This is a genomic window from Paraburkholderia sp. BR14312, assembly GCF_040948675.1.
GTDB lineage: Bacteria > Pseudomonadota > Gammaproteobacteria > Burkholderiales > Burkholderiaceae > Paraburkholderia > Paraburkholderia nodosa_A.
This window is the reverse complement of sequence record NZ_JBFPKI010000001.1, coordinates 561,195-579,510: the sequence shown is the minus strand read 5'-3', so window position 1 is coordinate 579,510 and position 18,316 is coordinate 561,195. Positions and strand designations below refer to the sequence as shown.

Here is an 18,316-nt window from a genome sequence, read left to right as displayed (position 1 = left end):
CGTTCACTGGCCGCGCGAGTCGTCCTGGCGTCCGGACCGTCCCCGCGAGAAGGAGGTGTCAGATGAAAGCTTCCCGCTCGTTGTCTGCATGTCGTTCATACTTCGGCCGGAACCGGGCGGCGTTCGTGCCGCGACTGCGTCATCTCGCATTGGGCGCCGGGCTCTTCGCCCTGACGCTTGGGACCGTGCGCGCCGACGGCCTGCAGGCGATCCTGCCGCCGGCCTTTGCGACTTCATCGACCGTGCCGTCCAAAGGCGACGTCAATCCGTACGGCATCGCATTCGTACCGTTCGGCGTGCCCTCATGGAGTACGCTCAAGCCCGGTGACGTGGTGGTGTCCAACTTCAACGCGAAATCGAATCTGCAAGGCACCGGCACGACGATCGTGAAGCTCGTTCCGAATAGCCCGCCAGTGACGTTCTTCCAGGGCGCCAACCTTGGTCTCACGACGGCGCTCGCCGTGCTGCGAAGCGGCTTCGTACTGGTGGGCAACGTGCCGACCACGAACGGCAAGGACGTCATCGCGCCGGGCTCGCTTCTCGTCATCAATCCGCAGGGCCGGCTCGTCAAGGAACTGAAAGATGCGCGGCTGCTCGACGGCCCCTGGGACCTCACCGTGCTCGACGGCGGCCAAATCGTGAAGGTCTTCGTCTCGGACGTGCTCGACGGCACCGTCGCCCGGATAGACCTTGCGATCGGCGAGGACGGCGTGAAGGAGTTGCCCTCCTCGACCATCGTCGCTTCGGGCTACATGCATCGCACCGATCCGGCTGCGCTGGTCGTCGGCCCGACGGGCCTCGCCTATGATGGCCAGCACGACGTGCTCTACGTCGCTTCGACAGGCGACAACGCGGTATTCGCCGTCTACGGCGCGGCGGGTGCGAATCATAGCGGCGGAGTGGGGCGGCTGATCTATCAGGACAATACCCACCTGCACGGACCGCTTGCCCTTGCGCTCGCGCCCAACGGGCATCTCGTCACGGCCAATGGCGACGCCGTGAACGTCGACGCGCAACAGCCCAGCGAGATCGTCGAATTCACCGTGGAAGGCCAGTTCGTCGCGCAGATGTCGGTCGATCCCACGACGGGTTCCGCGTTCGGGCTCGCATTTGGCATGGACAGCCAGCACCACTCGCAGTTCGCCGCCGTCGACGACACTACCAACGCGGCAACGGTCTGGACGTTGCGCACGGGTAACTGATCGCCAACAATGCACGTCACTTCCCACGGCTCGCCCCAAGCACAGGGGTGAGCCGGGCAATGGCAATCGATGAGCCGCATCGCGGCGAGCGACCTTGCGGCTCTTTGGTTCTCTGCCGAACAAACGCGGGTAGATCGCGCACGTGGAGCCGCCGGGCCGATACCGGATGCGGCATACTGGAAAGCGAACCACGCGTTTGTTTTCGCAGAGAGCCGCGATGATCTTTCGCCAGCTTTTCGACCCCGTATCGTCTACCTATACCTACCTGCTCGGCGACCCCGAAAGCGGCGAGGCGCTCCTGATCGACCCGGTCTACGAGCAGGTGCCGCGCGACCTCGCGCTGCTGCGGGAGCTGGGCTTGCGCCTGCAGGCGACGCTCGATACCCATGTGCACGCCGATCATGTCACGGGCGCGTGGCGTTTGCGCGAGCGCAGCGGGAGCCAGATCGCGCTCGCCGACGCGGTGGGCGCCGAGGGCGTGAACCGTCCGCTGCGGCACGGCGATCGCATCGCCTTCGGCAAACGGTATCTGGAAGTGCGCGCCACGCCTGGTCACACCAGCGGCTGTCTGACCTACGTCCTCGACGACGCGAGCATGGCCTTTACCGGCGACAGCCTGCTGATACGCGGCTGCGGCCGCACCGATTTTCAGGGCGGGAGCGCGGAGCAGCTGTTTACTTCCGTGCGCGAGCAGATTCTCACGCTGCCCGACGACTGCCTGCTCTACCCGGCGCACGACTATCGCGGCATCACGGTCACGAGCGTGGCGGAGGAGAGGCGCTTTAATCCGCGCCTGGGCGGCGACGTCGATCTCGGCGACTTTGCGGGCTACATGCACAACCTGAATTTGCCGCACCCCAAGCAGATGGCCGTCGCGGTGCCCGCCAACCTGCGCTGCGGCAAGCCGGAAGGCGACGCGCCGATCCGGGAAACGCCCGACTGGGCGCCGCTCACGCTGCGCTTTAGCGGCGTATGGGAAATCGAGCCCATGGCGCTGCTGGAGCATGCGGCGGCGCTGCAGATCGTCGACGTGCGCGAGGCGCCCGAGTTCATCGACCATCTCGGCCATCTGCCCGACGCGAAACTCGTGCCGCTCTCGCAACTGATGTCGCGCATCGACGAGCTCGATCGCGATCGGCCGGTCGTGGCCGTGTGCCGCTCCGGCGTGCGCTCCGCGCAGGCAAGCGTATTGCTGACCAAGGCGGGCTTCGGCAAGGTGGCCAATCTCGCTGGCGGCATGTTGCGCTGGAAGGCCGAGGGATTGCCCGTCGCGCCGTGCAGCCCGTGATGACGCCCTGGAGGAGACGAACATGACAGCCCACGACTTCGCCGAGTTTTCCTGGGATGAACAGGAAGACGTCAAGGCTGTGCTCGCGAGCCGGGGGCTCGACCTGGGCGAGTTCCGGATCTCGGACAACGAGAAATCCGCTGCCGGCGGTGAGCGCGCGGCGATTCGCCAGGTATCCGTCACACGGATCGCCAACGGCAAGACGGCCACCTACGACACCGATCACTTCGCCCCGTGGATCACGGATTTCGACGAAGCGCTGCAGGCCGGCGAGTTCGACGACTGAACCCGATGATCGAGAGCCGGCGCCGATCATGCCGACGAGGCCACGTTCTGTCATCCGCGCATGGCCGGCGTACACTCGTCCCCTTGGGAAAGGAATCGGGAACGAGGAGCCAGGCTTGCCATGACGAACGCCACGGTGACTGAGGGCCGGAACGATCACTGGCTCGTCGCGCGGCGCGATGCGCAGACGGGCATCGAGAGTCTGCGGGCGCATTTCAGCGGCCACGCTTACGATCCCCACGATCACGACGACATGCTGATCGGCTATACGGAGCAGGGGGTGCAGCGCTTTCAGTGTCACCGGTCGCTGCATACGAGCGTGCCGGGGCGCGCGATCCTGATCGAACCGGGCGCGCTGCACGACGGCCACGCGCCCGAACCGGGCGGCTTCACCTACGCGATGCTGTACCTCCCGCAGCCGTGGGTCGAGTGTGCGGCGCGCAGGCTGAACATCGCGGGCCTGGGCGGCGTGGTGCCCGCTTTCGGCCAGACGCTCGTTGACGACCCGCGCCTGACCGAGTCGATCTGCCGGGCGTTTCTTGCGCTATACGGCGAGGAAGGCCGGCTCGCGCGCGACGAGGCGCTCGACTGCTTGCTGGAGCGCCTGGGCGGCCATCTGGTCGATACGACCGCAGCGGCGCGCCCCGCTTCGCCCGCCCTTGCCCGTGTGCGCGACCTGCTGCACGAACACATGAGCGCGAACATCGGGCTCGACGAACTCGTCGATAGCTCGGGCATCGACCGGTTTCGTCTGACGCGCCTGTTCCAGCGCGAGTTCGGCACGTCGCCCCATGCGTACCTGGTGCGCTTGCGCCTGCGTGCCGCGCGCAGGCTGCTGGCGGCGGGCCACACGCCGGCGCGGGTCGCGGCTGAAGTGGGTTTCGCCGACCAGAGCCATCTCGGCCGCTGGTTTCGCCGCGCGTACCGCATGACGCCGGCCGCCTACCGGCGCATGTGCGCGCGCATGGACGCGCACACGCCGGACTGAACGCATCCGGCAGGTCATGTCATATCGATTCCAGGCGCGATGACCGGCGCACACCATGACACCGCGGCGCTGCTCGGCACGCTATCGGCTCAACGCGGCCTGAGCCCGTTGCAGCCACTCGCCATTGTGCTCGCGGGCGTGACGCGGCCAGTGCTTCGCGTCGTGCACGATCTCGGCGTAAAGCTCGCGCGAGCGCTGGCGATCGGCGTCACCGGGCTGCTTTGCCAGCCAGTCGGCGAAGAGACAACGCGGAGCGGCGTCGCTCGCGCACGAGAGCGCGGCTTCGAACGCGGCGCGGGTGCCCGCTGCGCCATTCGCGGCGAGCGCCCGTGCATACAACAAGGAGGGATCCGGCTGCTGGCGGGCGACAGGCTGGAGGGCGAACAGCTTTTCCAGCGTCTCCTGCGTGGCTACGGTATTGCCATTGGCAAACTGCGCGCGTGCGAGACCTTCGAGCAACGCGGGATCGGATGCGAACGGCCCGGTGGCCGCCGCCTGGTAGTGCTCCAGCGCTTCGACGGCGTTGCCCGCGTCGAGCAGCGCAGCGCCCAGGCGCATACGGTGCGCGACGGTCGGCGCGCGGTCGAAATCGTTGCGCGCTTCGCGCACGGCGCGGTTGGGGTCGACCAGTTGCGAGATGGCCCGGCCTGTTGCCCTCGCCCCGCGCGACTGGCGCAGGCTCGGCAGATAAATGACGAAGAAGTAGACGAGGCTGCCAAGCCCGGGGAAAAGAAACAGGATCAGCAGCCAGTACATGTTCTGCTGGTTGCGGATCGCGTGCACTGCAAAAAGCAGCGCGATGATGACGTAAAGGCTGATTCCGAAAATGCGCATTGACGAGAGGGCCCGTTGTGTTGCGTGGTTGTGTTACGTGGTTGTGTTACGCGTCGCAGGCGTCGAAATGACTGGAAGCTGGCGGATCAATGGCGACGCCCAGGCAGTTTGCGCTGCAGCGACTCGAGCTTTTCAATGATACCCGCCGGCAGCTTGCGTTCGCGCGCGATCGCCATGCTATCGCGGCCTTGCGGGTCGGCGATGGACGGATCGGCCCCCGCTTCGATCAGATTCGTCATCGCGCCATACGGCTGCCCAAAGCGAATAACTGGCGTTAGCGCCTTGCTCGAGAAGGAGCGCCGCATTGAAGCAACTGCCGGATTGCGCGGGCGGCGCAATGCCCCCGCGCGTGACCGCATCCGCTGCCAATTTGCACGCAAAGACCCGGCACAGGCAGAATACGAAATTCCGGCCGACTCAAATCGGGCTGGACTCCGCGGGCGAATGGCTATGAGCGGCCGCCCGCGCAACAATCAAAAATCGAGCTTAGGGGAAGTTGAACATGATCGGACGGATTCTGGCGGCGGTATCGATGATCGGCGCTTTGACCGCTTTGGCGGGCTGCAACACGGTCGCCGGTTTCGGGCAGGACATCACAGATTCCGCCCGGGCCGTCCAGCGCGTTCTGTGACGACTCGCTGGTCGGCAGGCCAGCAATTGAGCCCCGCGACGTGGTGCGCGTCATGAAGGGCGCACTGCCGCAATAACTCCTGCCGGTATTTCCCTTGGCAGAGACTCTCGAACCGGGTCTCTCGGCTTTGCACCAAATCGATCAGTAATCCTGTTTGAATTGACTGCGCCGCAGTCGTCATTCTGAATAAAAGCCATTTTTATTCAGAATAATTAAAAGCATAAATAACACCGTCGCTCATGGAAATCCCGTATAAATCCGCCTGACCCGCGAAAGCTTCGGGAAGGGTTTGAATCACTAGAATCCCCGAAACGATCGAAGTGGCGAGCATCGCGCCACCGGCCTATCCCGACGGAGACAATCAATGCAATTGAGTTTTGGGGGCGCGCTGCGTCGAGTCGCACTCGCTGGTGGCCTGCTGTTTGCCATGGCGCTTCAAGGCGCGCATGCCGCCGACGATGCCGGCGAGAAGATCACCATCATGGTCGGCGGTATCACGAAGCTCATTTACCTGCCCGCGCGCCTCACCGAACAACTGGGCTATTTCCGCGACGAAGGGCTGAACGTCGAGTTGCTTTCGCAACCCGCGGGCGTGGATGCGGAGAACGAACTGCTCGCAGGCGCGGTGCAGGCCGTGGTCGGCTTCTACGATCACACTATCGACCTGCAGACCAAGGGTAAGGACGTCAAGGCGATCGTCGTGTTCGGCCAGGTGCCGGGCGAAGTGGAACTGGTGTCGTCGAAAGCGGCGGGCACGATCAAGTCGATGGCCGACGTCAAAGGCAAGACGCTCGGCGTGACGGGCCTTGGGTCCTCGACCAGTTTTCTCACGCAGTATCTGGCGAGCCAGCATGGCATCGCCTCCAGCGCCTACACCATGTTGCCGGTGGGCGCGGACGCGAGCTTCATCGCGGCCATCAAGCAGGGGCGCATCGACGCGGGCATGACGACCGAGCCGACCGTATCGGCGCTGCAAAAAGCCGGCGATGCAAAGGTGCTCGTCGATATGCGCACGGTCGAAGGCACGCGCGCCGCGCTCGGCGGCACCTATCCCGCCGCAAGCCTTTACGTGCAGGACGCATGGGCCCAGTCGCACAAGGCTCAGGCGGTGAAGCTCGCGCACGCGTTCGTGCGCACCATGCAATTCATTCACACGCACAGCGCCGAGGAAATCGCCGCGCAAATGCCGGCCGACTATCAAAAGGACAAGGCGCTTTATGTGAGCGCACTCAAGGCCTCGCTGCCGATGTACACCGCAGACGGCAAGATGCCCGCCGACGGTCCGGCGACCGTACTGAAGGTGCTCTCCAGTTTCAATCCCTCGGTGAAGGGCAAGCACGTGGATCTGTCCGGCACCTACACGAACGAATTCGTCAGCGCGAAATGAAGCAGGTCCGGAGCTGCCGTCCTGCGCTCGCCGTCTGGCGGTCCGGTATCTGAGCGAGCGCGACATGGTGCATAGCCTGCGTGGGCGGTTGCTGTTGTGGCTGCTGGTGCCGCTCGCCGCGTTTGTCGTTGTGACGAGTTGCGAGTCGTACGATGCCGCGCGGCAGACCGCGGATCTCGTGCAGGACCACTCGCTGCTGGATTCGGCGCGCACGATCATCGAGGACGTCGACTGGGACAACGGCTCCCTCAGAGCGACGATCCCGCCGGCGGCGTTGGAACTGTTCGAATCGCCGTGGCAGGATCATGTGTTCTACAAGGTGCTCGCCGGCAATGGCCGCTTGCTGGGCGGCGCGCCGGACTTGCCATTGCCGCGCGCGAACACCGCCGAGGTGCCTGTGTTCTACGACACCACGTATGCGGGATTGCCGATTCGCGCCGTGGCCTACGAGCGCATGCTCTACGACTCGGGCCGGGCCGAACGCGTCATGGTGATCGTCGGCAAGACGATCGCGTCGCGCGAGGCGATGATCAACGCCTTGTGGAGGCCGCAACTCGCACGCCAGTGGTTCATGCTGGCGCTCGTCGCGCTGCTCGTGCCGCTCGGGCTTACGCTCGAGCTGCGGCCGCTCATGAAGCTCAAGGACGACGTCGCGGACCGCGAGCCCGTGCAACTGGAGCCGATCCGCCCGGATCATCTGCCATCGGAACTGAGGCCGATTGTCGAGGCGATCAACCAGTGCATCGCGCGGCTCAAGGTGCATGCCGCCATGCAGCGGCAGTTCATCGCCGACGCGGCGCACCAGCTGCGCACGCCGCTCACGCTGCTCACCACGCAAACGCAATTCGCGAGTCAGTGCGACGCGAACGATCCCGCGCTTTTCGACGCACTCAAAGGTGTGCGCCGCACCAGCCAGAAAATGGCGGAGTTGACGAATCAACTGCTTGTGCTCGCACAGGCGGAATCGATGACGCAATCGTCGCCGAGCCAGACGCGCGTCGATCTCACCGAGGTCGTGTCTTCCGTGCTCGAAGAGATGGTCCAGGCGGCGGAGCGGCGCGGCATCGATCTCGGCGCGGAACTCGACGACGACGTGCACGTGGCGGGCAACACCGGCCTGCTGGCCTCGCTCGTGTCCAACCTGATCGACAACGCCATTCGCTATACGCACAAGGGCGGCCGCGTGACGGCCGTGTGCCGCAGCGAAGGGGGGCAGGTCATGCTGCAGGTGGTGGACAACGGCCCCGGCATTCCAGCCGAGGCCCGTGCGCACGTGTTCGAGCGCTTCTATCGCGTCGCGGCGGATACCGACGGCACGGGGCTCGGTCTCGCCATCGTGCATCAGGTCGCGCGCTCGCACGGCGGCTCGGTGAGCGTTGCCGCGGGGGCCGAGCGGGTGGGTCTGGTCGCGACGGTGCGTTTGCCCGTCTGGCCCGGATGAGGAGGGGTAAGAAGGTCCATGAAGCTGCTGCTCGTAGAAGACAACGCCGAACTCGCGCACTGGATCGTCAACCTGCTGCGCGCCGAGAATTTCACGGTGGACTGCGTGGCCGATGGAGAAGCCGCGGACTCCGTGCTGCTCACGCAGAGCTATGACCTCGTGCTTCTCGACATGCGCCTGCCGCGACTGAGCGGCAAGGACGTGCTCAATCGTTTGCGGCGCAGGCGCAACAACGTGCCCGTGCTCATGCTGACCGCGCATGGCTCGATAGACGACAAGGTGGCGTGTTTCGGCGCGGGCGCCGACGACTACGTGGTCAAGCCGTTCGACAGCCGCGAACTGGTTGCGCGCATCAAGGCGCTGATACGGCGGCAGACTGGCGAGAAGTCGGGCTGGCTGACCTGCGGCGACCTGCAGTACGTTTGCGACACGCGCGAGTTTCGCCACAAGGATGCACCGCTCACCCTGCGCCGGCGCGAGCACTCCATCCTCGAAGCACTCATGCTGCGCCAGGGCAAGGCTGTGCCGAAGCAGGCGCTGCTGGATCGCATCTGCAGCCTGAGCGACGAACCGAGCGTGGACGCGATCGACATCTACATCCATCGCCTGCGCAAGCATCTGGCGGAATCCAGCGTGCAGATCACCACGCTGCGCGGCCTCGGCTACATCCTTCGCGTGAAAGAGGCGGTGGCGGCCTGAGCAGGCCGGCTTTTTTTACGGTATTAGTGGATCTACTTAGGAATACCCATCGTTCGTGAAAGAATCGCGAAGGATTCACTTCTCTACTATTCGTCTCACCCGCTGATTCACACGGCTCGCCGAAACCGGCGAGTGATGGCAGCGGGTCCATGAAAACTTCCAACGAAGCAACCCCTGGAGACGATCTTGAAGAGAAAACAACTTGCTGTCGCTGCCGTAGGCGCGACCTTCGGCGCACTCGCAGCGAGCGGCGCACACGCGCAATCGAGCGTTCAACTCTACGGCCTCATCGACCTGAGCGTCCCCACCTATCAATCGCACGCGGACGCCAACGGCAACCACGTGATCGGCATGGGCATTGCTGGCGAACCGTGGTTCAGCGGCAGCCGCTGGGGCTTGAAGGGCGCCGAAGACATCGGCGGCGGCACGAAGGTGATCTTCCGGCTCGAAAGCGAATACCGCGTGAGCGATGGCCAGATGGAAGACCCGGGCCAGATCTTCGACCGTGACGCCTGGGTCGGCGTGGAAGACGAGCGCTTCGGCAAGCTCACGGCGGGCTTCCAGAACACCATCGCGCGTGACGCCGCGGCCATCTACGGCGACCCGTACGGCAACGCGAAGCTCACGACGGAAGAGGGCGGCTGGACCAACGCGAACAACTTCAAGCAGATGATTTTCTACGCGGCGAGCGCAACGGGCACCCGTTACGAAAACGGCCTCGCGTGGAAGAAGGTCTTCGATAACGGTATTTACGCGGCAGCGGGCTACGCTTTCGGCAATTCGACGAGCTTCGGCAATAACGCGAACTATCAGTTCGCACTCGGCTACAACGCCCCGACGTGGACGGCCTCGACCTTCTATAACCACGTGAACCGCGACGGCAACACGAACCAGGCGTTCTCGGTTGGCGGCAACTACACGATCGGCATCGTGCGCGCCAATGCGGGCTACTTCCGCTACTGGGGCAATCAGGGGGCGCTCGGCCAGCGTCAGGACAATGCGTGGACGGTCTCGTTCAAGCTCGTGCCGAAGGGCGCGCTCGACTACGAACTGGGCTACCAGCAAATGCGCACGCACAACGCCGCGTATAACGTCGATGGCAATATTCCGAACGCCAACATCGGCGCATTCGATCCCACGAGCGGGCTGCACAACGGCTTCAAGGAAACGCTCTACGGCTCGATCTTCTATCACCTGTCCAAGCGCACCGAAGTGTATCTGGCAGGCGACTACATGAAGCTGCACGGCGGCTACACGGTGGGCACGACCTTCGGTGCGACCAACCAGGTCGAAGTGACGACGGGCGTGCGCACGCGCTTCTGATCGGTCTTCTCACTCAACTTCGTAGCACGCGGGGCTCGATTCGTCAGGCGAATCGAGCCCCGCGGTGCTTTCTGCGGCATCAACCCGCGTCCACGCAGGCAACGCTCGGCGCCGTATAGGCCGAGGGATAAGGCGATGCCGGTCCGCTCACGAGCCTCAAAGGCTGCGTGGCGAGGACATCGGCTTCCACCTGCTCGCGACGCGTGAGCGCGGCCGCTTCGCCGGCAGGCTGTGATGCGTTCACGCTGCAAAGCAGATTCCTTCCGCTCGATAACTGCACAGGCGTCTGGTAAGCCGAACCCGGCGGCGCGGCCAGCGCGCCGGCACTCCATAGCGCCGCGGCGCAAACGACGGCGCATCCTGGCAAGACGATCTTCATGGCTCACTCCTCACATTGCGGTGATCCATCTTCTGCCAACGATCGGCGCCGTTCCAGAGCGAATTCTGAAACTCACTCTTGCCATACACTCAACGGTCGGGTCGAGGCAGGCCGAGATTTCGGCCTGCGGCTCGAGCCGATTCTGAAATCTCGGATCGATGGCGGATTCGAGCCGAGTGGCGTTCCGGAAAATGGCAAAGAAATCAATGTGTTGCGGATTGTTCCAGACATCGATGCGCGCTGGCACGGCTACTGCTTTATAGAGCTCCGACGGCCTATCCCTGAATAGCCCGCAGCCCTCATTAAACAAGCACCGGAGATGCGACGCAGTCCGGTCGCGAAAACGAAGGAGACATCCCGTGCAGAACAGTGCATCCGTATCCGCCGCCTCGCAGGTCAACCAGGCGGTCCCCGAGTCATCCCAAACAACGCAAACCCGCTTCTGGCCCGAAGGCTGGTGGAAGCTGATGGAAATTCGCATCGGCATCATTCCGCTGCCGATCTACGTGATCCTGTTTGCGCTGATCGCGGGCTTCGCGGTCACCGGCAAGGTGCCCGGCGAGATCTCGATGGCCATCGCCGTGCTCGCTTTCTGCGGCTTCACGTGCGCCGAACTCGGCAAGCGCCTGCCGCTGCTGCGCAATATCGGTGCGGCGGCGATTCTCGCGACCTTCGTGCCCTCGGCGCTCGTGTACTACCACGTGCTGCCCACGCCCGTGCAGCACCTCACGGTCGAGTTCACGAAGCAGACCAACTTCCTCTATCTCTTCATCGCCTCGATCATCGTCGGCAGCATTCTCAGCATGGACCGGCGCGTGCTGATTCAAGGTTTCCTGAAGATCTTCATTCCGCTTGCGGCCGGCACGGTGGCGGCGACCATCGTGGGCACCGCGGTTGGCGCGGCGCTCGGTCTCGGCGTCAAGCACACGCTGCTCTACATCGTCGTGCCGATCATGGCCGGCGGCGTGGGCGAAGGCGCGATTCCGCTTTCCGTGGGCTATTCGGAAATCATGCACGTCGCGCAAGGCGACCTGTTCGCGCAGGTCTTGCCGCCCGTGATGCTCGGCAGCCTCATGGCGATCATCCTCTCGGGCATGCTCGACATGCTGGGCAAGCGTATGCCGCATCTCACCGGTAACGGCCGTCTGCAAGTCGGCGCGAGCGACGAACTGGCGTCGTCGAACGACGAGGCTCGCGGGCACGTGGACGTGAGCCACATCGCCGCGGCCGGTATCACCGCGATAACGCTGTACCTCATCGGCCTGATGGCGAACAAGCTGTTCGGCCTGCCCGCGCCGGTGGCGATGCTGTTCCTCGCCGTGCTCGTGAAGCTCGCGCGCGCGGTTTCGCCGCCGCTGCAGGAAGGCGCGTTCGTGGTCTACAAGTTCTTCTCGACTGCGGTCACCTATCCGCTGCTGTTCGCGATCGGCGTGGCGATGACGCCGTGGGACAAGCTCATGGCCGCGTTCACGCTCGTCAATGTCGTGACGATCGCCGCGACCGTCGTTACGCTGATGGGCACGGGCTTCGTGGTGGGCCGCCTGATGAAGATGTACCCTATCGACACCGCAATCGTGAACGCGTGCCACAGCGGCCAGGGCGGCACCGGCGACGTGGCGATCCTCACCGCCGCGAACCGCATGCAGCTCATGCCGTTCGCGCAGATCGCCACGCGCATTGGCGGCGCCATCGTCGTGACCGTGACGCTCATTCTGCTCGCGCATTTCGGCGCATGACGCGCTGCTGTGCGCCCCTCGTACGCGCCTTCGCGATCGTGGCGCCGGTGCATCCGGCGCGCGGTATCCGCTGAACCCGCCGTCTGGCGGCAGCCAATCGACGAGGGCGAACGTGCAGATGCGTTACAAGGGCATTCCATGGTGGGGATGGGCAGCGGCGGCCGTGGTGTATGTCGGTGCGGCCGCCGCCGCGGTGGAGTTCGCATGGAACCGAGCGATCGACGCGCTGGCCGACGTCGGCGAGCATCGGCTCGATCTCTACGCGGCGAGCCTGAAAAGCGAGCTGGGACGCTTCGAGATGGTCCCCGCGCTCGTGGCGCGCCAGGACAGCGTGCGCGCGTTGCTCAAGGCGCCGCCCGCTGAAGCGCATGGCATGTTGCCCGCGGTCGATGCTTATCTCGAAGCGGTCAACAACGATGTCGGCAGCGGCGCGGTCGACGTGATCGACGCGCACGGCACGGTGGTCGCCGCGAGCAACTGGAACCAGCCGGTCAGCTTCGTCGGCACCAACGTGTCGTATCGCCCGTACTTCAAGGACGCGCTCGCGCAGGGCCGCGGCCGCTTCTTCGGCATCGGCACGAACACCGGCATTCCCGGGCTCTACTTCGCCAGTGCGATTCACGACGGCGACACGGCGATCGGCGCGGCAGCCGTGAAGGTCAGCGTCGACGCGCTCGAATCCGCGTGGCGCACGCCTGGCGAGGCGGCCATCGTCGTCGACAGCAACGGCGTGATCGTGATCTCGACCCAGCCCGAATGGAAATTCACCGCGATGCGCGCGATGACCGAGCCGCAGCAGCGCGATATCCAGGCATCGCGCCAATACGCGGGGCGCATCGTCGAGGCGCTGCAATACCGGCGCGTGGGCGACCGGAATGACAGCGCGTGGATCGGCATCTTTCCCGACCTGCGCCGCGCGGGCCGCACGGCACGCCTTCTCGTGATGTCCCGCCCCGCGCCGCAAGGGCAGGACACGATCATGGTGCTGCTCGACACGGCGGGCGCGCGGCGCCAGCAACGGCTTGCGTTCGCGTTCGTGACGGGCGTGTTTCTGATCGCCGCGCTCTACGCGCTGTATGCGGTGCAGCGCCGCCGTGTGATCGTGGAGAAGCTCAAGGCGCAAGAAGCCTTGCGGCGCGCGAACGATCAGCTGGAAACGACCGTGGCGCAGCGGACCGCCGCGCTCACGCAAGCGAACGCGCAGATGCAGCGCGAGATCGCCGAGCGCGAACGCACCGAGCAGCGTCTGCGCGCTACGCAGCAGGAAGTCGTGCATGCCGGCAAGCTTGCGGTGATCGGCCAGATGGCGGCGGGGCTCACACACGAACTGAACCAGCCGCTCGTCGCGATCCGCACGCTCTGCGACAATGCGCGTACCTTCTTCGAGCGCAATCAGGGCGCACAAGCGATCGCCAATCTCGAACGCGTCGGCCGTCTCGTGGACAGCATGGCGGTGCTCACGAGCGAGCTGAAGGCGTTCGCGCGCAAGCCGGAAGTGGAGCGCGTGGCGGTGTCGCTCGGCGAAGCGGTCGCACATGCGCGGCTCATCTACGAGTCGCGAATCCGCGACGAAGCGGTGCGGCTCGATGTGCGGATCGCGCCCGGTACGACGGTGTATGCGGAGTCGAGTCAGCTGCAGCAGGTGATCGTCAATCTGCTCGGCAATGCGCTCGACGCCGTGCGCGACGCGAGCACGCGCGTGATCGCGATCGAGGCGAGTGAGCCTGACGCGCAAGGCCGCGTGCGCTTCACGCTCGAGGATAGCGGCCCCGGCATCGCGCCGGATGTGCTGGCGCACCTGTTCGAGCCGTTCGTGACGACCAAGCCGCGCGGGCAAGGACTCGGGCTCGGGCTCGCGATCACGTCGCGCATCGTCGAAGGCTTTGGCGCGAAAATCACCGCAACGAATCGCGACGAAGGCGGAGCCCGCTTCACGATCGAATTCGCGGCCGCCGAGCCGCAGAGGACAGAACATGGCAGATGAGATTCGGGTGCTGGTCGTCGAGGATGACGAGAATGTCCGCATCGGCGTCGAGCAGGCGGTGGCGCTGGCGGGCTTTCCGGTGAGCGCCTATGCGTCGGCGGCCGATGCGTATGCCGACATCGCGCCGGGCGCGCCGATCGTGATCGTCTCCGACGTACGCATGCCCGGCATCGACGGCCTGCAACTGCTCGATCACGTGATGGCGATCGACCCGCAAATTCCGGTGCTGCTGATCAGCGGGCATGCGGACATTTCGACGGCGGTCAGCGCGATGCGCGTGGGCGCCTACGACTTCATCGAAAAACCCTTCTCCTCCGATGTCATCGCGGGCCGCGTGGCGCGCGCGGTCGAGAAACGGCGGCTCACGCTCGAAGTCGAGGGCTTGCGCGCTTCGCTGCACAACTGGCAGGGGATCGAGGCGCTGGTGCTAGGCAAGTCGCCGGCCATGGCGGAGGTCCGCAAGAAAATTCTGCGTCTCGCGGATACCTCCGTGTCAGTGCTGATCACCGGTGAAACCGGCACGGGCAAGGAGCTGATCGCACGCAGCCTGCATGACTTCAGCGCGCGGCGCGACGCGCATTTCGTGGCGCTGAATTGCGGTGGTTTGCCCGAGCAGGTGTTCGAGAGCGAACTGTTCGGGCATGAGGCGGGCGCGTTCACGGGCGCGATCAAGAAGCGCGTCGGCAAGATCGAATGGGCGAACGGCGGCACGCTCTTTCTCGACGAGATCGAAACGATGTCGATGCCGCTGCAGATCAAGATGCTGCGCGTGCTGCAGGAGCGCGTGGTCGAGCGCCTCGGTGCAAACGAGCTGATTCCGGTGGATTGCCGGATCGTTGCCGCTTCGAAGGCCGACCTCGCGGAAGTGTCTGCGCAAGGAGACTTTCGCGCCGACCTGCTGTACCGGCTGAACGTCGCGCAGATCGAATTGCCGCCGCTGCGCGAGCGGCGCGAGGACGTTCCCCTGCTGTTCGAGCATTTCGTGCTCGCGGCCGCGCGGCGTTTCGGCACGCCGGCGCCGGTCGTGACGGCTGCGCAAGTGTCCGAGCTCATGACGCACGCATGGCCCGGCAACGTCCGCGAGCTGCAGAACGTCGCTGACCGCTTCGTGCTCGGGCTGACTGGCGACAGCCTGCTCTCAGCGGGCGCGGCTACCGTGAAAGGGGAGACGCTGGCGGACCAGCTGGCGTATTTCGAGCGGATGCTGATCGAGAACACGCTGCGCCGCCATCAAGGTAACGTCGCCCAGGCGAGCGAGGAGCTCGGGATGCCGAAGAAAACGCTGTATCACAAGCTGCGTCAGCTGAAGATCGCGGATCGCGACACGCAGGGCGACGAGAAGGACGACAAAGACCTCTGACCGGATTAATTGGTGCGGTACGTGGTCGTCGACGATTGCAGCCTGGTGAGCGCGCCGTTCTTGAGCCGGAACCAGCCCTCCGAGCCTTGCATCACGACTTCGTCGGGTTGCCAGAACACGCGCTTGATCGTCATGCGCGTGTTCACGTGCTGCACGAGCGGCGGATTGTGGCGAAAGTCGTACAGCACCGGGCCGTATGCGGTTTGCACGAGCATGCGCGTAATCGTGCTGTTGTCGTGGCCCGCTTCGTCGAAGTGCGCGAGCGTCTTCGCGTCGAAGCGGTCGAAGATATCCTTGCCGAGGACCGCCACGAAGTCGCGGTCGTCGCGCACGAATTGCACCGTGCCTGCGGCGGTGGCGAACGAGCCGGTCGCGTCGCTTTGCGCATGAGCGCAGGTCACGAACGAGGCGGCGGTGAGTGCGGCGAGTAACAGTCGTTTCATGTTGCTTTCCAGTGGCTTCGCAGGATTTTCGTTCATTTCTGTCGCTGCGTCGAAAATTTTAGGGTTCGAGGGTGCCGCGAGCAGGCGTCGCGATCACGTACGCCGTGCAGAGCGATGCCCTCGACAATCACTAACCGATGAGGCCGTGAAGGATCTGTGCAGCCGGATGTCGACGTCGAATTCTCCATGTTCCGGCTCGCGGATGGACAGAGCGCAAGTCTACCGCGGCAAGCATGCCTCGCCGACGGTAAACGGAAGAGGCGCCCGGCCCGCAGAACAATGTCCGCGGGCCGGGCGCCTCGGGGTACAGCTTGTTTCGCGCGACCAGGTGGCCGCCCGGTTCGATCAGTTCGCCACGTAGCCCGTGGGCAGCGTCGCATTGGCGCTCGCCACCGAAGCGTTCTGCGAAATCACATACACCGGCGACTCGGTCAGGCTCAGCGCGACCTTGCCGTTGGTGTAGCTCTTCGTGGTCGGATTGCCCATTTCATCGAGCACGGTGACCGTGCCGCTCGTGCCGGGTGCATCCACCGCGAGGCTGTAGCCCACGCTATAGGTCGAGCTGTAGCCGGCGCTCGCGCTCCACACACTGTTGTTGTGCGTCCACAAGGCCGTGATGACCGCGCCGTTGTTGAGCTGCTGGAACGCGTAGGCGTAGACGCCCGAGGGGGTCTTCTTCACCGGACCGAGCGTGTTGGTGCCGTCGAGAATACGCGTCATGGCCGCGACGGACATGGCCGCGGGCTTCGGGCTGATGTTCTGCGCGCCATACTGACCCTGTGCGTCGGCGAGATCGAAGAACGTGCCGTAGCCCACGAGGCCCGGGAAGTCGGCACCGTAGAAGATCCAGGTTTGATCGGCGCCTTCGCCCAGAATGATCAGGTGGCTGCGCGCCACCACTGCGCCTTGCGCGTACAGGATATTGCCGGTCGGATAGTTGGGACCGTACGACGAACCGTTGTCGTAGCTGATGCCAAGCTCCGTGCTGAACAGCTTCGTGCCCGGCTTGTAGTCAGCCGCCATTTCGCTGCGCAGCGCGCGCATTTGTCCCATCAGCGAGCCGGACGCGTTGGCCGGATCGGTTTCCTGACGCTCGGGCGGGAACGAAGGCGAGCTGCCGTTGATGTCGTAGTAGCCGTGCGTCGTCACGCCGTCGATGTCCTGCGCGTAGCCGAGCGGCGCGAGGGCCTTGAGGTGATCGGCCGTGCCGGACGGCGCCGTATCGGTCGGCCCCATCACGACTGCGTGCGGGTCGGTCGAGTGAATACCTTGATAGACGGCCTGATAGAGCTGCACGAATTGCGTGTTGTTGCCTTGCCATTGGGCGTCCGGCTCCCAGGTGAGCTGGTAGTAGTTCGACGCCTGCTTCGGAAAATAAGCCGTCCGAATGAGGTTCGACTCCGTACCGATCCGGCTCATGTAGTTCTGGTAGTACGAGAGGTTACTCGGCGGAAGGGCTTCGTCCTCGAACGCGCCGGTCGGGCTCGCCCAGGCGGGAATGCCGTCCAGACGCACGAGCCGCATCACGTTGCCCGTGTTGTAGAACGGGTCGAGATTGTTGACGTTCGGGTTGAAGGTGTTGGGGCCGTTCGGCTCCATGTTGTACAGCTCGCGGTGGTCGTACGTCCACGAGATGCCGAGCGAGGAGAGCACCGAAGTGTTGTCGTCTTCGCCTTGCATGCCGAAGCGGTGCAGGTCCTGATGCGAATACGTCACAGTCGGCACGATGCCGGCCAGATTGGGCAGCACGCCGAAGGTCGCGGTACCGGCGGGGCGGGTGCCCAGTTCGGGGAGTTGACCGCCGGCGGTCGCGAGCTTGGCGGTCACGGCAAAGTAGCCCGCGAGCGTCGACGAGCAGCTCAGCGTGGTCGTCACCGGGCCTGCCGTCACGCGCAGGCTGCCGCTCGTGACCACCTTGCCGAGATGGTCGCTGATCGACCAGTTCACGGTGTCGGCTGCGGGCGCGTTGGTAGTGAACGCGAGGGGAAATGCCGCGCCCGAGGCGAAGACACGGCCGCTCTGCGTGGTCGGCGTATCGACGCTCACCAGTTCGCTGCTGGAGCTCGCGCCCGATTTCACGGCGGAGCCGCAGTGCAGTGTGCCGCGCGTGGTGGTGGCCGCATTTGCGGTGGCGTCCATGGCAGTCGCGTCACTCGCGCTTTGTGCCGTGGCCGAGGCATTGGTTGCATTCGCACCGGAGCTTCCGGAGCCGCCGCCGCACGCCGCGAGGAACAACGACGACGACAGCAAGAGATAGAAAAGTTTCATCGATCGAAGAAAAAAAAGACAAAACGACGCCCAGCCGGCGACGGCGCGCGATAGCGCTCGGATGCTGG

Annotated in this window: 17 protein-coding genes; 12 read left to right on the top strand and 5 right to left on the bottom strand. The window is 64.8% G+C overall.

The window, feature by feature from the left end:
- Positions 1-62 precede the first annotated feature (62 nt).
- The 4 genes from AB3X98_RS02560 to AB3X98_RS02545 all read left to right on the top strand — a co-directional run bounded on the left by AB3X98_RS02560 (position 63) and on the right by AB3X98_RS02545 (position 3,763).
- The gene (locus AB3X98_RS02560) at positions 63-1,202 is read left to right on the top strand and encodes a hypothetical protein (protein ID WP_368605101.1); all 1,140 of its coding nucleotides are present in this window, start codon (positions 63-65) and stop codon (positions 1,200-1,202) included.
- A gap of 217 nt (positions 1,203-1,419) precedes the next feature.
- On the top strand, positions 1,420-2,490 hold the full coding sequence (locus tag AB3X98_RS02555; RefSeq protein WP_368605100.1) for an MBL fold metallo-hydrolase: 1,071 nt from the start codon (positions 1,420-1,422) through the stop codon (positions 2,488-2,490).
- 22 nt (positions 2,491-2,512) lie between these two features.
- Complete coding sequence (locus AB3X98_RS02550) at positions 2,513-2,776, top strand: hypothetical protein (protein WP_368605099.1); 264 nt, start codon at positions 2,513-2,515, stop codon at positions 2,774-2,776.
- A gap of 120 nt (positions 2,777-2,896) precedes the next feature.
- Positions 2,897-3,763 (top strand): helix-turn-helix domain-containing protein, encoded by an 867-nt coding sequence (locus AB3X98_RS02545; protein ID WP_368605098.1) that lies wholly within the window; start codon positions 2,897-2,899, stop codon positions 3,761-3,763.
- An 81-nt stretch (positions 3,764-3,844) separates the two neighbouring features.
- Here the strand turns inward: AB3X98_RS02545 and AB3X98_RS02540 are convergent, their stop codons facing one another.
- A complete protein-coding gene (locus AB3X98_RS02540) occupies positions 3,845-4,597 on the bottom strand; it encodes a hypothetical protein (protein ID WP_368605097.1) in 753 nt (250 codons plus the stop codon).
- Positions 4,598-4,683: 86 nt separating this feature from the next.
- Positions 4,684-4,935 (bottom strand): hypothetical protein, encoded by a 252-nt coding sequence (locus AB3X98_RS02535; RefSeq protein WP_368605096.1) that lies wholly within the window; start codon positions 4,933-4,935, stop codon positions 4,684-4,686.
- Between the two features lie 164 nt (positions 4,936-5,099).
- Between AB3X98_RS02535 and AB3X98_RS02530 the strand changes: the two genes are divergently transcribed.
- From AB3X98_RS02530 to AB3X98_RS02510, 5 genes are all read left to right on the top strand, one after another.
- Complete coding sequence (locus tag AB3X98_RS02530) at positions 5,100-5,228, top strand: hypothetical protein (protein ID WP_342949443.1); 129 nt, start codon at positions 5,100-5,102, stop codon at positions 5,226-5,228.
- Between the two features lie 364 nt (positions 5,229-5,592).
- Complete coding sequence (locus AB3X98_RS02525) at positions 5,593-6,615, top strand: ABC transporter substrate-binding protein (protein WP_368605095.1); 1,023 nt, start codon at positions 5,593-5,595, stop codon at positions 6,613-6,615.
- A 64-nt stretch (positions 6,616-6,679) separates the two neighbouring features.
- Complete coding sequence (locus AB3X98_RS02520) at positions 6,680-8,056, top strand: sensor histidine kinase N-terminal domain-containing protein (RefSeq protein ID WP_368605094.1); 1,377 nt, start codon at positions 6,680-6,682, stop codon at positions 8,054-8,056.
- Between the two features lie 18 nt (positions 8,057-8,074).
- Positions 8,075-8,755: a response regulator gene (locus tag AB3X98_RS02515; RefSeq protein WP_069266954.1), complete on the top strand. Its 681-nt coding sequence runs from the start codon at positions 8,075-8,077 to the stop codon at positions 8,753-8,755.
- A gap of 183 nt (positions 8,756-8,938) precedes the next feature.
- A complete protein-coding gene (locus tag AB3X98_RS02510; RefSeq protein ID WP_342949473.1) occupies positions 8,939-10,078 on the top strand; it encodes a porin in 1,140 nt (379 codons plus the stop codon).
- 79 nt (positions 10,079-10,157) lie between these two features.
- On the opposite strand, the gene AB3X98_RS02505 is transcribed toward AB3X98_RS02510, so the two are convergent.
- Positions 10,158-10,457 carry a hypothetical protein gene (locus AB3X98_RS02505; protein WP_368605093.1) on the bottom strand — a complete coding sequence of 100 codons (300 nt, stop codon included), beginning with the start codon at positions 10,455-10,457 and terminating at the stop codon, positions 10,158-10,160.
- Positions 10,458-10,816: 359 nt separating this feature from the next.
- Between AB3X98_RS02505 and AB3X98_RS02500 the strand changes: the two genes are divergently transcribed.
- The 3 genes from AB3X98_RS02500 (at position 10,817) to AB3X98_RS02490 (ending at position 15,537) form a co-directional block, all read left to right on the top strand.
- Positions 10,817-12,193, top strand: coding sequence for a 2-hydroxycarboxylate transporter family protein (locus tag AB3X98_RS02500; protein ID WP_069266951.1), 1,377 nt, complete (start codon positions 10,817-10,819; stop codon positions 12,191-12,193).
- 118 nt (positions 12,194-12,311) lie between these two features.
- A complete protein-coding gene (locus AB3X98_RS02495; protein ID WP_368605151.1) occupies positions 12,312-14,177 on the top strand; it encodes an ATP-binding protein in 1,866 nt (621 codons plus the stop codon).
- The gene (locus AB3X98_RS02490; protein WP_368605091.1) at positions 14,167-15,537 is read left to right on the top strand and encodes a sigma-54-dependent transcriptional regulator; all 1,371 of its coding nucleotides are present in this window, start codon (positions 14,167-14,169) and stop codon (positions 15,535-15,537) included. Before AB3X98_RS02495 ends, AB3X98_RS02490 begins: the two co-directional genes overlap by 11 nt.
- A 5-nt stretch (positions 15,538-15,542) precedes the next feature.
- Here the strand turns inward: AB3X98_RS02490 and AB3X98_RS02485 are convergent, their stop codons facing one another.
- Positions 15,543-15,980 carry a hypothetical protein gene (locus AB3X98_RS02485; protein WP_368605089.1) on the bottom strand — a complete coding sequence of 146 codons (438 nt, stop codon included), beginning with the start codon at positions 15,978-15,980 and terminating at the stop codon, positions 15,543-15,545.
- Between the two features lie 345 nt (positions 15,981-16,325).
- A complete protein-coding gene (locus AB3X98_RS02480) occupies positions 16,326-18,248 on the bottom strand; it encodes a hypothetical protein (RefSeq protein WP_368605088.1) in 1,923 nt (640 codons plus the stop codon).
- Between the last annotated feature and the right edge of the window lie 68 nt (positions 18,249-18,316).

Bases quoted from the DNA above. Each gene is read 5' to 3' on its own strand.
- AB3X98_RS02560 (WP_368605101.1), top strand. From the start codon at position 63: ATGAAAGCTTCCCGCTCGTTGTCTGCATGTCGTTCATACTTCGGCCGG.
- AB3X98_RS02555 (WP_368605100.1), top strand. From the start codon at position 1,420: ATGATCTTTCGCCAGCTTTTCGACCCCGTATCGTCTACCTATACCTAC.
- AB3X98_RS02550 (WP_368605099.1), top strand. From the start codon at position 2,513: ATGACAGCCCACGACTTCGCCGAGTTTTCCTGGGATGAACAGGAAGAC.
- AB3X98_RS02545 (WP_368605098.1), top strand. From the start codon at position 2,897: ATGACGAACGCCACGGTGACTGAGGGCCGGAACGATCACTGGCTCGTC.
- AB3X98_RS02540 (WP_368605097.1), bottom strand. From the start codon at position 4,597: ATGCGCATTTTCGGAATCAGCCTTTACGTCATCATCGCGCTGCTTTTT.
- AB3X98_RS02530 (WP_342949443.1), top strand. From the start codon at position 5,100: ATGATCGGACGGATTCTGGCGGCGGTATCGATGATCGGCGCTTTGACC.
- AB3X98_RS02525 (WP_368605095.1), top strand. From the start codon at position 5,593: ATGCAATTGAGTTTTGGGGGCGCGCTGCGTCGAGTCGCACTCGCTGGT.
- AB3X98_RS02520 (WP_368605094.1), top strand. From the start codon at position 6,680: ATGGTGCATAGCCTGCGTGGGCGGTTGCTGTTGTGGCTGCTGGTGCCG.
- AB3X98_RS02515 (WP_069266954.1), top strand. From the start codon at position 8,075: ATGAAGCTGCTGCTCGTAGAAGACAACGCCGAACTCGCGCACTGGATC.
- AB3X98_RS02505 (WP_368605093.1), bottom strand. From the start codon at position 10,457: ATGAAGATCGTCTTGCCAGGATGCGCCGTCGTTTGCGCCGCGGCGCTA.
- AB3X98_RS02495 (WP_368605151.1), top strand. From the start codon at position 12,312: ATGCGTTACAAGGGCATTCCATGGTGGGGATGGGCAGCGGCGGCCGTG.
- AB3X98_RS02490 (WP_368605091.1), top strand. From the start codon at position 14,167: ATGGCAGATGAGATTCGGGTGCTGGTCGTCGAGGATGACGAGAATGTC.
- AB3X98_RS02485 (WP_368605089.1), bottom strand. From the start codon at position 15,980: ATGAAACGACTGTTACTCGCCGCACTCACCGCCGCCTCGTTCGTGACC.
- AB3X98_RS02480 (WP_368605088.1), bottom strand. From the start codon at position 18,248: ATGAAACTTTTCTATCTCTTGCTGTCGTCGTCGTTGTTCCTCGCGGCG.